The following is a 13,230-nucleotide window of genomic DNA, read 5'->3' as shown; positions in this document are numbered from 1 at the left end:
TCTTCTATCTCTTCGGGCTCCTCGGCTGCCTCAAGTTCCCCGACCTCTTCGAGCTCTTCTGCTTCCTCGAGGGCTTCCGGCTCCTCGAGTTCGGCGAGTTCCTCGACCTCATCGGGAGCCTCCACACCTGCATCCTCAGGTTCGGCAGCCAGGCCGTCGCTATCAGCAGTATGGGACACAGGAGCAGAGGAGCGAGACGAGGCCGCCTCTCCTGCGGTTCCCCTCTCTGCGGCACGCTTGGGCGCTCCAGAGGGAGCCAAAGCGGCAGAGTCGATCCGACCCGAGGCAGCCCCCAATTCAAGAATCTTACCTACAACCGCTTCCAGATTGCTGATATCGACCTTTCCGGGCAATGCCGGTGCACGATCGGCGATGTGACGATCAATAACAGAAAAGATTTCATTCCAGCCCGACTCTATCAGCCGGTCGACCTCTTCCTCATCCTCAGGCTTCAGCTTGCCGAGACCGGCACGGATCCCTTTCTTCACCTCATCCTTTCGATTCTCGACATCACGATGCCATCGATTCCAATCAAGCTCGTCCTTGCGTTCAAGATACTCGCGAAGAAACTGAATTTGAAACCGTCTGACTCGTTCGGACAGGACAAGGACCTTATCCTGCCGCAGGTTAAAAAACAAAAAGAAAAGGAGAAACAGGGAAAAGAAGGTTGCCAGGACCAAAACAATCTTTAGGGAAGGCTGCAGACGAAACTCAGCCGTATCGACAAAAAAACCCACGCGCCCAAAACCGTCGGAAGGGGTCGTGAAGAGATAAAAGCCCTTTCCCGCCCCATCACTCCACACCTCTCGGTCACGATTACCCGCTTCAGACCAGGAAAACTCATCGCTCCAGGTTCCGTTACCATCGCTGTCGGGAAAAGCATCGAAAAGATAGCCTCCGGCAACAATGCGAAGAATTTCCGATGGATCAAGAGCCCCGGCGCGAATCAAAAAACGCTCAAGGTCGCGAACCGAAACATACCAGAAGGCATTCCCCCGCATCCTGCCATCAACATCAGTCACAGGAAGCGAATAGCGAAACTCCTTTGAATCGGGAAGAAAACGGAGCTCCACCTCCGTGTCACTACTTTCGTCACCATCAGAATCTCCCGAGGAAGGCTGAGAAGAAAGTAAAAGTCCCGTAGACTCGGAAGCAGGCAAATCCCGAAAAATCGTTTTATAGCGTCCGCTCCGCTCAACATCATCATCAAAAGTACTGAAATGAACCCGCCGCTGATTATCGACAAAACGAATCCCAACGACACCCCGATAGCTATCACGAAAGGTATCAATCAGATTTCTGATCGAAAAAATCGTTTCCTGATCCCAATTCGGTGCATAAAGCGCCCCCGCATCAAAATCCGATAAAACAGTTCGAAAGCGATCTACATTCTCTTTATGGTAGGAAGCAATCTCCGAACGCTTGAAGGTTAGCTCCCTGTTCACCGAATCAGTGACCCTGACATCAAAATAGCGCGCCTCAATAAAAGAAAAAAAGCCCGAATACGCCACAAAGGCAAAGGCAGTGGTGAGGAGAATCGTTAAGAGTAAACTCAGCGCGATCTTTTGTATATGTGTCATGGATGCGACTCTATCTATTCTATCGGCAGATTATTCTTCGGCTTTAAGACGAACACATGCCTAATGATCATCGGAAAAGAGCTTAAAAAAGGCACGCTTTGCATTCTCCTCTCCTTTTTCACCGTTTCCGCCCGTGCCCCCAGTCGTCCGTTTTGTCTCGGGAGCAAAAAAACCGCAAAAGTTGGCTCTATCCTTTTCCCTGACAGGCTCATCGATTCGTTCCCGACAATCCCATTGCAAACCCTTCTCATAAAATCTGCAATTCAGACAAACCTTTGCCTCTTTGCCGCAATGAGTGCAGGAGGTGGAACGTCCTATTTTTTCCGGCAGGATCGCACCACAAGCGTAACAGCGTGCCATAGCAACCTCCCTAGATATTTCTATTATAGTACCCGAAAAGTCTAAAGAGGTGTAGATTTTCCAGGCGGCTGGGGGCCGTTTCCGACCCGGACCGGGAGCTCTGCTTCAACGCTTCGCCCCAGACGCGAGGCCTGAGACAAAACTATCTACCGCTAATCAAATCATCCATGGTGAAAAAGCCGGATCGCTTTGTCGCGATGTAAGCGGCTGCCTTCATAGCGCCTGCGGCAAAAACCCTTCTGCTGTACGCCGAATGGGAGATGGTGATTACCTCATCGATTCCTGCAAAAAGAACATCATGTTCGCCGACAATCGTCCCCCCCCGTATGGCATGTATGCCAAGCTCCGAAGCCTCCCTTTTTTTGGCGCTCTCACGTCGCCCAAAAACATAGTGAAGCTCACCGTCCCGCGCCTCGTTGACCGAATCGGCCAAAGCAAGAGCAGTACCACTAGGAGCATCCTTTTTCTGGTTATGGTGCTTTTCGATAATCTCAATATCGAAGGCATCCCCTAAGGCTTGGGCAGCCTGGGCAGCAAGCTTTCTAATGAGATTTATCCCCAGAGACATGTTTGCGGCCTGAAAAACGGGTGAAGTTTCAGCAAGAACCTTTAAAGCAGCCATATTCTCATCGCTGAGACCGGTTGTGGCGACAACCACCGGTATATGCCGTTCTTTTAAAAAAGAAATCATGGTGGAAACAGCCTCGGCTCCGGAAAAATCGATTAAAACATCGGCATCGACATTGCACGCATCGAGGCTTTCAAAAACGGGAAACGGCTCTGCATTGACCCTTCCCTTCGGATCTATACCGGCAACGATCCGATCCTTTTCCCTCTCGGCCACAATCGTTGCCATCATGGCTCCCATTCTTCCGCCCGAACCGTTCATGATAATATCCATAATCAGCCTCCATGAGTCTTTTGTACCCTTGCTTACTATACCGTGTAAACGGCACCTTCGTATAGGATATAGGGAAAAGTGTCACTTGTATTGCAACAAAAAAGAACAGCTGATAAAAAAATTCTTTTAAAAGCGTGGATTTACGTTTAGTATACAAAAGAGCGGGAGCACATTCGCCGATCGATCCGACTCTGGTAAGGGATGGTTCGAAGGCAGAAGGCTCCCGCTCTTCTTTCAGGATAATCCTATTGAAAAAAGAAATCAAAACAATAGAGGATAAATATCAGGGAAAAAGTGCGCCATGCGTACAGACATCTCAATACCATCGTTCTTTGCAGATTCCTGCTACTTTGTGCCATGTAAACGCTCCAGCGCATCGATCACCGGAGAAGTGGTCGTTTGCCCGCCCTCTTTTAGGAATTTGTCCCGAGCAAGCATCGAAAGATGCAATTCGTTACATGCTTCGGCATAGGGGATGCCGGTAAGCTGGGAGATGATGCGACTTCCCCGATCAATCAGTTTTTTGTTGGTAGGATCAAGCTGGACCATCCAGTTTCCCTGTATTCGCCCGAGCATCCCCATGGATGCAGTACTAACGGTATTCAAGACCAGTTTCACTACCAGATGGTGCCAGAGAAAGATGGGGCTATCAGGCAGGCTCATCGGGAGAAGGATCTCCTCGCCTCCTCTATCGCTTTTTTTGCTCCCTATCCTGAGGACATCACCGTTCCAAGCAGTATCAGGATCCTCATCACCTATAACAATGTGCAAAAACCAGTACGGTTCCTTTTCCTTTCGGCTGGGATCATGCTCGCAACCGATAAGGTATCTGGCGATTTCTCCGCTTCCCAAGGAAGGAGGCTCTTTACAAAGATACGGAGGGGCATCCATGGCCTTGTAATCGTCTCCGCCCCAGTCAAGCCCACGGGGGTTACGACGCAACATGGAAAACCAGGCCTCGGCACTCGTACGGCGGGAATCCTTGGCATATGCCCAGGAAACAGGGGCCGATTCGTCATCAGCCGGCCGGAAAGGTGGCAGCATAAAGGTGGGGGAGCGCTCGCTCGTATCACAAAAGATGTCCAGCAGAAAACGGGAAGCCAGATAGGTCACACGACCTCCCTCTTTATAGATTCGACATTCTTTACCAGCCCAATAGGCCATGGCCTCTCCACATGCCCGGGACTCCAGATTTTGAAGCAGGAAAGCAAAACGATTCGCTTGTTCTATACGATCGAATTCCTTATGTCCTTCAACAGCGGAGAGAAGGGCCTCTTCCATTGCAGATCCGACCACCATCATCTCCAGAGTGGTGGCCTGCATTCGTGTAGAGCCTGAAAGGGCCATAGGACCGGTAAAAAGATCGAGGACATGAAGATCGGGATGGTTAATCAGCTTTCTCGATCTATCTATCCTGGACTCGAGAAGGGATGAAGGATTGCTAAAAACCAGAAAAACGTTCCCTCCCCGGTCAAGGGCCTCTTCTGCAGTACCCAAAACTGATGAAGTTTCACCTCCCTCGGTGATTGCAATCAAGACATCCCCCCGGGAAAAGTGGAGATCAGCTATTTGACGTCTTCCAAAGGCCGCGAAATCTTCAAAGTTTTCAACGGCCCTAATCAGGGCACGATCGCCACCTGTCATGACGCTACAGCACTGATTGGCCTTTTGGAAAAAGGGATTGTCGGTTTCGGGGCGCTGGGCCGCTCCTCCTGGTAAGACACCGGCACGATCCTCCCAGTACTGACGCCACATCTCTTCCAGCATCACGGCCAGTCGGCCGGTACTGCCGCAGCCGGAAAAACAGAGTCTGCCCTTTCCGGAAACAACCGAGGCAAAGGCCTCTACCAGCCGTTCATAGGAATCTGAATAAAAGGCCCGCCGAGCAACCGGCGGCAAATCTCCATCCACTTTTTGCAAAAGGCGTATCCCAGCAAGCGGATCCAGCTGTACCGTATGACTAAAATTCCTCGTATAAGGATGGGCCTGTTCGGTCGGCAAATAGCCTAAGTGGAACTGGTCTTCCTCTGATACAAAACGGTCGGCCATCTTTCTGGCATCCCGCAAGATTTGAGCATTTTGAGTACATTGATAATAGTTCGATGTCATATTATTCTCCGCTCACTGTTTTCGTGTTTCTTTCATCAAGAATTTTTAGGGATATCAGCTGCTGCAGAAGATCTTCGGCACACGTATAAAGAACGGCATGCACTCCGATCAGCGAGGCGGCCTCGACATTTTCCTTCAAATCATCGGTAAAAAAAACCTCTTCGGGCTGTACCTGTTCACTTTCATGAATCCGGCGATAGAATTCCGGATCCGGTTTGCTGATCCCCATCAGATGGGAAGGATATACCTCGTCAAAAACAGCATAATCCCCATTTCGAAGATGAATTTTATAATGGGAATCGATTACATTGGTGCCGCAGACTATCCGCATACCAGAGGATTTTAATTGCTCAAGGATACGAAGCGTAGGATCGTGCAGCCGCGGAGTAAAAAATTTCCCAAACAGGCTTTGCTGACTATCAGGCGGTCGTTCTCCTGTACAGAGTGTATAGAGATCCCAGATTTCCTTTTCACTGATTTCGCCCCGGCCATGTCGATGAATGGCATCGGCCAGACGGGAATCAATCTCCGCAAAGCTGTTCTCCTGTCGACCAAGCCATGCCATAAGCTGCGGGGTAACATTGTGATTCCTAATCACAACCCCGCCCATGTCAAAGATGCATAATCTAATCATAGAGGTAATTTTTACTCCTTCCCTGCCGAGTACATGCCACTTCCCTGCAGGAAGTATTTCGATAAGCTAAGAAACATCACAACAATGGGAAGGCTGGCAAGAACGGCCACAGCCATCATAGCTCCCTCATCGGAGTATTTCTCTTCGGTAAATTTGACAATGTAGGTGGGAATCGTCTTCATCTTTTCTTTCTGGGCAAGAAGCAGGGGCCATAATAAATTATCCCACTGTCCCCGAAAACTGAGAATTGCGGCGGTAGCAATGGCCGGGGTACTGTTTTTGAAAACAATCCGCCAGAAAATTCCTAATTCTCCCAGGCCATCAATCCGTCCCGCGTCAAGAATATCGTCGGGGAAGGTCATAAGATACTGGCGCATCTGAAACAGGCCGAATGTGTTGAGAACAAAGGGCAGGACCAGTCCGGCGTAGGTATTTTGCAGCCCCAGCTTTACTGCGGTTATGTACATGGGAATCATGATTGCTTCGAAGGGAATCATCATCCTTCCCATGATGATAAGAAAGATAATATTTCGCCCTCTGAAGCGGAATTTGCTCAGGCCGTAGCCAGCCAAGCATGAAACCATTATCGACAGGGTAGCCGTAGTAGTGGCAACGACAACAGAATTTAAAACATTTCGCAGAAAGATGAAGCTTTGATCATTTCCGGCAACGGCCCGATAGAAGTTTTCCAGATAGATCCGACTTGGTATCCAGCGGTATGGCATGGAGAAAATTTCCGAAGAAGACATAAATGAAGCGGAAAGCATAAAAGCAATGGGCATCAAAATTGCCAGCAAAATAAAGACAAGGAAGAGATTGATTATATAGTTGGTTACCCGGTTAAGGGGCGTATTATTTCGCAAAAACACAAGCGGGCTCCTTTAATAAACCGTGACATCCTTCTCTGACGACTTCATCCGCACCAGCGTCAAGCTCATCATGACCAGAAAAAGGAGAACACTCATCACACAAGCATGACTTATCTTCAAATCCCGCATGGCGGTATTGTAGATATTGAGCGTTACGACATCGATAGGTTCCAACGGCGCTCCCCGTTGTGTAAACAAATACTGGGTCGAAAATGACTTCAGAGAATTCAGCATAGTCACGATAGTGACCATCATGGTAGTGGGACGCAGTAGGGGTAATATAATAAGACGGATGGTCTGCATAGCGCTTGCACCGGCGATGGTAGCGGCTTCGAGAATCGACGTTGGTACTTTTGCAATGCCGGTAACATAGATAATGGTGAAATAGCCAATATACTTCCAGAGATAAATGGTTACAGTAGAAAAGCGTAACATCCCGGTATTGGTAAGCCAGTTATGGTCTACTCCCGGCGTTCGGAGAAAAAAATTGACAACACTGTTTCCAATCCCTCGGGGATCAAAGATCAGCATCCAAATTAGGGCAGCAACCACCGAAGAAAGCACCGCAGGAGTATAAAACAACAACTGCAGAGTTTTCTGATGTCTCAGCCTTGTGGTGATAATCAAACCGAAAATCAAAGAAAAGAGCGATAAAGGAATAAAAGCCCCCAGGGAAAAAATGGCTGTCGCTTTCATGGAATTCCAGAATCCTGAAGAACTCAGCATGTATGAGTAATTTTTCAGGCCGACAAACTTAGGCGGACGCAGGGAAAGCAGCTTGATATTGAAAAAGGTGTTATAAAAGGCATTCAACATGGGATACAGGGAAAATATGAGAAAAAGCAACAATGCAGGCGTAACGAAGACATATCCCCAGCGGGCCTTTTTCTTTTCGATACCGATAGATTTCATCAAATAGTCCTATAAAATGAAAAGCATTGGAAGGAAGACCTCCAATGCTTTTGTGTATTAAAACCACTATTCCGAATCGATGATGTCCTGTACTTCTTTACGGAATTTACTCAAAACCACGGCAGGATCCTCCCCTAAAACCATGGCGGACTCGACAGCCGCTTTGAACTTGTCATTAATTGCTGCGCTATTCTCGGCATAATATACCAAATGAGCTTTCTGCATATCACGGGCGAAAACATCGGAATAAGGAATGGCTTTGAAGGTATCCGAATTCAGTAAGGAATAGGTGGGCTGAACAAGATTTACACGCGAAAGATACTCTTCGGAGTGGGTAAGCATGAAATCGACAAGTCGCCAGGCCCATATCTGACGGGCAAGGGGAATCTGCCCATTTACCAGATAGTAATGGCAGGCAATTGCTCCAGCCACTTCTTTCTTGGCGTTCTGCCACTGCGGGAAGGGAACAATCATCCAGTCATTACTCTCAAAAAAGTCGGGATTCGCCGTTTTCATACGTCCCTGCTGGTAGAGCCCGCTATCGCTCATCGCTATTTCATTATCATTGTTATCAAAAACCTTACGAGCGGCGGTATAAGTCGGACCACCCAAATTTTTTCCAGTAGGCCCCCACTCTTTCATGTACCGGAAAAACTGCAGCCACGCTTCGTCTCCTACAATGGCGCTTTTTCCGTCTTCACTGATGAGCCTGCCGCCCAGCTGTTCAACCATGGGAAGAAACTGCATGGTATAAGAAGGATAGCGGAAATCATATCCCCGACGTGTAATGATTTCACCATTCCGTAAAACCAGTCTTTCAGAGAGCGACAGGACATCTTCCCACGTTTTGGGATAGTCTTTCTCCGCATCCAGTCCGGCATCTCGAAAAATACCTTTATTGAGATACATACAGAAATTGGTATATTCAAGAGGTAATCCGTATATTTCCCCATTAAGCTCAACCGCCTCCAGTGCACCGGGGATATATCGACTTTTTACATTCTCCAGTGTCTTTTCTCCAATCCATTCGGGATCCAGGGAGGAAGCTCGTCCCTGAACGACAAACTGACGAATAACCGACTGACTCTGATTGAAAATATCGGGCCCCTGATCCGCCGAAAAAGCAACAGTCAGAATTTCGCGCATCTTGGTTGAAGGATAGGTCTGATAATCCACACTTACGTTGGGGTACTGCCTGCAGAACTCTTCAATCAACTCGGCTTCCAAAGCCTTTCTGTTTACATCTTCATGTGTCCAGAGCGTCAAGGTTACAGGATCTGACAGATTCACAGCTGCAGCCTCCTGACTACCTTCGGCAAAGACATACATTCCTGCCAGGAATAAAACAGCCAGACACAACAAAATTAATCTTTTCATGATCTCCCCCCTTTTATGTTTGTTGTAATTCCTACTAACCACTGTATTAGGGGACAGAAAATTCGTCAAGCCTTCTTTTTTCGCCTTTCATGGAAATGGCGTAAAAACTTACTAAGCATCAAAAAAGTTTGCATCGAGGGGGAAGGTCAAAGAGGAAAAAAGAAAACCGACCGCTGCATATGCAGCTCCGGCGGCAATGTTATCACTACCGGCATCCAAGCGACTGACCAGAACCGGGGAATCCCGACCGGCTCCCTTTCGGCTCATGTGATGAAGGATGGATCGATCAAGCCGGTCCAAAACCGAAGTGGCATCGCCTCCGAGTACTATTTCATCAACCCCGGAGATATTGGCGGCCAGTGCGAAAGACTGTCCTAAGGTATCGATATAGTGTGTCAGCTTTTCCTCATCATCCAAAACAGGGGGTTTTAATAAATGAGTGATTGTCCGTCCGCGAATCAATTGATTTCCTATAACAAGCCCTGCACCAATTCCGATTTCCTGAACGGCATTTCGGGGATGATATCGAACTTGTACTAAAAGGATATCCTTTTGTTTTCGCCTTCCTGCCTCTCGGATGACACTGGCCTGAGCATCATTGATCACGGTTATGGGTACTGCAAGCACCTGTTCCAGTGGTCCAGCCACGGGAAGCGGATGTTCTATGCCCAGTGCATCGGAAAGAATAATATGTTTTCTCTCTTCATCCACCACCCCGCTGGCGCCAACTCCCAAAGTAAGCAGCCCTTGCCTGCCTTCATATGAGGCCTCGACAGAGTGCTGAAATCGGGATGTTTCCAACGCAAGGGTGTCGACAACCCGGGGGCCATAATCGTGTATGGGAACGGTTCGTTCCTCTATATAGCGACCGCATAAATCGACTGCGATAAGGTTCATATTAGGATAGGTAAGCTCCACACCTATGCTGTAGGCATACCCCGGCAAAATACGCAGAAGCACCGACGGGCGGCCTCCGCGAGGGCCGGTAGAATCATTTGAAGTTTGTTCTATGATCCCAAGTTCCACCATTTGATCGACCATATAGCCTACGGTGGAGCGGTCAAGTCGTAACTCACGGGCAATATCGGCTCGACTTCGATTGGGACGAAGCCAGAGCGATTCGAGTACCTTGATAAAATTATCTCTTCGTAATCTATTTTTCACAATCATTGGTTTGTTAGCATAAGCATACAAAATCCAACATAACGGATGCAGCTTACTATATCAAGGCGGATAATAGATCAAGGATATGGGGAAGGGATAAAAAAAACGCCTGGCGACGACCTACTCTCCCACCGAATGGCAGTACCATTGGCGCAGGAGGGCTTAACTTCCGTGTTCGGAATGGGAACGGGTGGGACCCCTCCGCGATTGTCACCAGGCGAATAAAAACAAATCTTATTCACAAAGGTGGAAAGGATTACATGATAATATGGTCAAGCCTCACGACGAATTAGTACTGGTAAGCTGAACATGTTACCATGCTTAGACTTCCAGCCTATCGACCAGGTCTTCTCCCTGGTGTCTTTAGTCACCTTAAAGGTGATGGGATGACTCATCTTGAGGTGGGCTTCCCACTTAGATGCTTTCAGCGGTTATCCCTTCCGAACTTGGCTACCCAGCAGATGCCGTTGGCACGACAACTGGTACACCAGAGGTTCGTCCACCCCGGTCCTCTCGTACTAGGAGTAGCTCCCCTCAATCATCCAACGCCCGTAGCAGATAGGGACCGAACTGTCTCGCGACGTTCTGAACCCAGCTCGCGTACCGCTTTAATTGGCGAACAGCCAAACCCTTGGGACCTGCTCCAGCCCCAGGATGCGATGAGCCGACATCGAGGTGCCAAACCCTGCCGTCGATATGAACTCTTGGGCAGGATCAGCCTGTTATCCCCGGAGTACCTTTTATCCGTTAAGTGACGGCGCTTCCACACGCTACCGCCAGATCACTAAGACCTACTTTCGTACCTGCTCGACTTGTTTGTCTCGCAGTCAAGCCACCTTGTGCCTTTACACTCGCGCACTGATTTCCAACCAGTGTGAGGTGACCATCGCGCGCCTCCGTTACTCTTTGGGAGGCGACCGCCCCAGTCAAACTGCCCACCTGACATTGTCCGTTATCCAGTTTCATGGACACCGTTAGAAACCTAAACTAACAAGGGTGGTATTTCACCAACGACTCCACACAGCCTAACGACCATGCTTCACAGCCTCCCACCTATCCTACACATGTTAGTCCAGATTTCAATGCCAAGCTACAGTAAAGGTTCACGGGGTCTTTCCGTCTAACTACGGGTAATCGGCATCTTCACCGATACTTCAATTTCACCGGGTCTCGCGTTGAGACAGCGTTCAAGTCGTTACACCATTCGTGCGGGTCGGAACTTACCCGACAAGGAATTTCGCTACCTTAGGACCGTTATAGTTACGGCCGCCGTTTACTGGGGCTTCAGTTCGCAGCTTCGACTCAAGGTCTAACCACTCCCCTTAACCTTCCAGCACCGGGCAGGTGTCAGTCCGTATACGTCTCTTTACAGATTCGCACAGACCTGTGTTTTTGGTAAACAGTCGCTTGAACCATTTCTCTGCAACCCCCTTCAAACTTTAACATCCAAAAAGGGCCACACTTCTCCCGAAGTTACGTGTGCATTTTGCCGAGTTCCTTAACGCGAGTTCTCCCGAGCGCCTTAGCATTCTCAGCCCGCCTACCTGTGTCGGTTTACGGTACGGTCCCTTCCAACCTAACTTTAGAGATTATTTCTCGTCACCTTGACTCCACGTGCTTCGCTTCGCCGTAGCTACACTCGCCTTCACGACTCACCTCTTGGTGCGGATTTGCCTACACCAATCATCAGCTTATCGCTTGGACCGGGACTACCATCGCCCGGACTCGCTTCGCCTCATGCGTCATCCCATCAAAATTGGAAGAGGTACGGGAATATTAACCCGTTTCCCATCGGCTACGCCTTTCGGCCTCGCCTTAGGGGCCGACTAACCCTTGGGCAGATTACCTTAACCCTGGAAACCTTAGGCTTTCGGCGGAGGGGGATCTCACCCCTCTTTTCGTTACTCATGCCTGCATTCTCACTTCCACTCCCTCCAGCAAACCTCCCGGTTCACCTTCATCAGTATGTGGAACGCTCTCCTACCCACCGTCCAAAGACGATGCCGTAGCTTCGGTACTATGCTTAGCCCCGTTACATTATCAGCGCAAAACGACTCGACCAGTGAGCTATTACGCACTCTTTGAAGGTGTGGCTGCTTCTAAGCCAACCTCCTGGCTGTCTTCGCCGTTTCACTTCCTTTTCCACTTAGCATAGTTTTGGGACCTTAGCTGACGGTCTGGGCTGTTTCCCTTTTGACCACGGACCTTATTACCCGTAGTCTGACTCCTGCATATTAACACGCGGCATTCGGAGTTTATCTGGGGTTGGTACCCGGTGAAGGGCCCTAGCCCAACCAGTGCTCTACCTCCGCGTCTGTCCATGCAAGGCTAGCCCTAAAGCTATTTCGGAGAGTACCAGCTATCTCCAGGTTTGATTAGCCTTTCACTCCTATCCACAGCTCATCCCTGCCCTTTTCAACGGACTAGGGTTCGGTCCTCCACTCAGTTTTACCTGAGCTTCAACCTGGCCATAGATAGATCACCTGGCTTCGGGTCTACCACATGCAACTATTCGCCCTATTCAGACTCGGTTTCCCTCCGGCTTCGGGACTCCTATCCCTTAACCTCGCTACATACGGTAACTCGCAGGCTCATTCTACAAAAGGCACGCCGTCACCATGTATACATGGCTTCGACCGCTTGTAAGTCCACGGTTTCAGGTTCTATTTCACTCCCCTCCCGGGGTACTTTTCACCTTTCCCTCACGGTACTATTCGCTATCGGTAGCTGTCGTGTATTTAGCCTTGGAGAGTGGTCTCCCCTGCTTCCGACAAGATTCCTCGTGTCCCGTCGTACTCAAGCTCGTCTCCCACGCAGTCAATTCTATTTCGCATACGGGGCTTTCACCCTCTCTGGCTGCCCTTCCCAGTAGCATTCCGCTATACAATTGATTTATCACTGCGCGACCGGTTCTACACCCAGTCCGAAAACCGCTTACAACCCCCATAATGCAACGCTGTAGAACTTACACACTATAGGTTTAGGCTCTTCCCCTTTCGCTCGCCGCTACTGAGGGAATCTCGTTTGATTTCTCTTCCTGCAGGTACTTAGATGGTTCAGTTCCCTGCGTCTCGCTCCATACGGCTATGGATTCACCGTACAGTGACCGTCATCTAAACGGCCGGGTTACCCCATTCGGACATCCCCGGATCAGCAGATGTTTGCTCCTCCCCGGGACTTTTCGCAGCTTACCACGTCCTTCCTCGCCAGACAGCTCCAAGGCATCCACCGTGGACCCTTATTCGCTTGACCATATTATCTTGCAATCCTTCCCTGTCAGCTATACGACTCCTCGCCTTATAGCTCCCCTGTTAAAGAACAATG

Annotated in this window: 9 protein-coding genes and 2 rRNA genes; all 11 read right to left on the bottom strand. The window is 49.3% G+C overall.

What is annotated here, in order from left to right; genetic code table 11:
* The coding region (locus F459_RS22600; RefSeq protein ID WP_020614323.1) for a hypothetical protein at nucleotides 1–1,580 on the bottom strand (1,580 nt) is incomplete at its 3' end.
* A gap of 60 nt (nucleotides 1,581–1,640) precedes the next feature.
* A complete protein-coding gene (locus F459_RS0119175; RefSeq protein ID WP_020614322.1) occupies nucleotides 1,641–1,940 on the bottom strand; it encodes a hypothetical protein in 300 nt (99 codons plus the stop codon).
* 142 nt (nucleotides 1,941–2,082) lie between these two features.
* The gene (gene dapB / locus F459_RS0119170) at nucleotides 2,083–2,841 is read right to left on the bottom strand and encodes a 4-hydroxy-tetrahydrodipicolinate reductase (protein WP_020614321.1); all 759 of its coding nucleotides are present in this window, start codon (nucleotides 2,839–2,841) and stop codon (nucleotides 2,083–2,085) included.
* A gap of 345 nt (nucleotides 2,842–3,186) precedes the next feature.
* Nucleotides 3,187–4,950, bottom strand: coding sequence for an N-acetylmuramic acid 6-phosphate etherase family protein (locus F459_RS0119165; RefSeq protein ID WP_020614320.1), 1,764 nt, complete (start codon nucleotides 4,948–4,950; stop codon nucleotides 3,187–3,189).
* Between the two features lies 1 nt (nucleotide 4,951).
* Entirely contained in the window at nucleotides 4,952–5,584 is a 633-nt protein-coding gene (locus F459_RS0119160) for an HAD-IA family hydrolase (RefSeq protein ID WP_020614319.1), read from the bottom strand.
* An 11-nt stretch (nucleotides 5,585–5,595) separates the two neighbouring features.
* A complete protein-coding gene (locus tag F459_RS0119155; RefSeq protein WP_020614318.1) occupies nucleotides 5,596–6,453 on the bottom strand; it encodes a carbohydrate ABC transporter permease in 858 nt (285 codons plus the stop codon).
* Between the two features lie 12 nt (nucleotides 6,454–6,465).
* Entirely contained in the window at nucleotides 6,466–7,365 is a 900-nt protein-coding gene (locus tag F459_RS0119150; protein ID WP_020614317.1) for a carbohydrate ABC transporter permease, read from the bottom strand.
* A 66-nt stretch (nucleotides 7,366–7,431) separates the two neighbouring features.
* Entirely contained in the window at nucleotides 7,432–8,742 is a 1,311-nt protein-coding gene (locus F459_RS0119145; protein WP_020614316.1) for an ABC transporter substrate-binding protein, read from the bottom strand.
* 111 nt (nucleotides 8,743–8,853) lie between these two features.
* Entirely contained in the window at nucleotides 8,854–9,912 is a 1,059-nt protein-coding gene (locus F459_RS0119140; protein ID WP_020614315.1) for an ROK family transcriptional regulator, read from the bottom strand.
* Nucleotides 9,913–10,013: 101 nt separating this feature from the next.
* Nucleotides 10,014–10,124: ribosomal RNA gene (gene rrf, locus F459_RS0119135) — 5S ribosomal RNA — on the bottom strand.
* A gap of 50 nt (nucleotides 10,125–10,174) precedes the next feature.
* A 23S ribosomal RNA gene (locus tag F459_RS0119130) occupies nucleotides 10,175–13,158 on the bottom strand.
* Nucleotides 13,159–13,230: the final 72 nt, after the last annotated feature.

It is taken from the genome of Sediminispirochaeta bajacaliforniensis DSM 16054, assembly GCF_000378205.1.
In the GTDB taxonomy this organism is placed as follows: domain Bacteria; phylum Spirochaetota; class Spirochaetia; order DSM-16054; family Sediminispirochaetaceae; genus Sediminispirochaeta; species Sediminispirochaeta bajacaliforniensis.
Note: the sequence above shows the minus strand (reverse complement) of the source record. Positions and strands in the feature narration are given on the sequence as shown.

Excerpts from the sequence above, each read along its gene's own strand:
- F459_RS0119175 (WP_020614322.1), bottom strand. The coding sequence starts at position 1,940 with ATGGCACGCTGTTACGCTTGTGGTGCGATCCTGCCGGAAAAAATAGGA.
- dapB (WP_020614321.1), bottom strand. The coding sequence starts at position 2,841 with ATGGATATTATCATGAACGGTTCGGGCGGAAGAATGGGAGCCATGATG.
- F459_RS0119165 (WP_020614320.1), bottom strand. The coding sequence starts at position 4,950 with ATGACATCGAACTATTATCAATGTACTCAAAATGCTCAAATCTTGCGG.
- F459_RS0119160 (WP_020614319.1), bottom strand. The coding sequence starts at position 5,584 with ATGATTAGATTATGCATCTTTGACATGGGCGGGGTTGTGATTAGGAAT.
- F459_RS0119150 (WP_020614317.1), bottom strand. The coding sequence starts at position 7,365 with ATGAAATCTATCGGTATCGAAAAGAAAAAGGCCCGCTGGGGATATGTC.
- F459_RS0119145 (WP_020614316.1), bottom strand. The coding sequence starts at position 8,742 with ATGAAAAGATTAATTTTGTTGTGTCTGGCTGTTTTATTCCTGGCAGGA.
- F459_RS0119140 (WP_020614315.1), bottom strand. The coding sequence starts at position 9,912 with ATGATTGTGAAAAATAGATTACGAAGAGATAATTTTATCAAGGTACTC.